The following is a 1,031-nucleotide window of genomic DNA, read 5'->3' as shown; positions in this document are numbered from 1 at the left end:
TACAAAAATCAGTTGAAGCATATGTGAAGAGATTAAACTTTTAGAACCGTTAAATCTGTGATATTGATGATTAACGGTTTTTTGTTGCAGTAAAAAGTATAACTTAAAGGTATAAGAGGTATCGAGGGACAAGAACTTGTACCGATTGCCGGAATTAACAAGAACATGTTCCTATTACCGAATAGATGTATATCTAAATTTTAAAATTAAAATCTTGGTAAGTACAGTAATAAGCTTCGGGATGGCAGTCTTACACATGGGTCTAAGGCGGTAGAGACTAGGAGATGGTACGAGGCGATCCAACTCATGGCATCTGACTATTATCTGCTGATTGAGCAACTGGTTAACAACCCTTGGTTGATCCGTTGTGCTCTGAAGAACTGGGTGGCCTGTAAGGATGGAATTCGGTGGTCAAAGCAAGAATTACACTAGAGTCGCATCATGCGGGTATGGAAAGTCTCGAGAATGTTTGGGGAATAGTAATTCATTATGAACAGAAATGGAGCGTAGAGGAATGAAAGTATTATCTATGATTCAACCATGGGCGACTCTGCTTGTCCAAGGAGAGACTCTCTATGAAACAAGATCCTGGAAGACCCGGTATCGCGGTCCGTTGGCCATTCATGCAAGCCAGAAAGTCGATAAGCAGGCCTGCAAATATGAACCCATACGTTCTTTACTCGCCAAGAATGGCTATACGGAACAAAACCTCCCTACGGGGGTTATCCTTGCAACTTGCGAGCTTTCAAATTGTTATCAAGTCATCGACGCTAATCATACGTCAGCCATTCTGGATTGCGGGAAGGTTGTGACGGGTGAGGACTTCCTGTTAGGGGATTACAGTCCAGGTTATTTTGCGTGGGAAATAGCGGGTTTCCGTCTGCTGAAGCCCTATATTCCAGTGAAGGGAAAACTGGGACTATGGGAATATCCGATAGACGAAGAGTTGATGATATGACCTATGTAAACAATTAATTAATGTGGGTTCTGACATTATTAACATGACGGATTGTAATATGAAGTGCGACACC

At 42.1% G+C, this 1,031-nt stretch carries 1 protein-coding gene; it reads left to right on the top strand.

Features of this window, described 5'->3' with window-relative positions; genetic code table 11:
- Window positions 1-514: 514 nt before the first annotated feature.
- Entirely contained in the window at window positions 515-958 is a 444-nt protein-coding gene (locus AMS66_RS23080) for an ASCH domain-containing protein (protein ID WP_053783034.1), read from the top strand.
- Window positions 959-1,031: the final 73 nt, after the last annotated feature.

The organism is Paenibacillus xylanivorans, assembly GCF_001280595.1.
GTDB lineage: Bacteria > Bacillota > Bacilli > Paenibacillales > Paenibacillaceae > Paenibacillus > Paenibacillus xylanivorans.
Note: the sequence above shows the minus strand (reverse complement) of the source record. Positions and strands in the feature narration are given on the sequence as shown.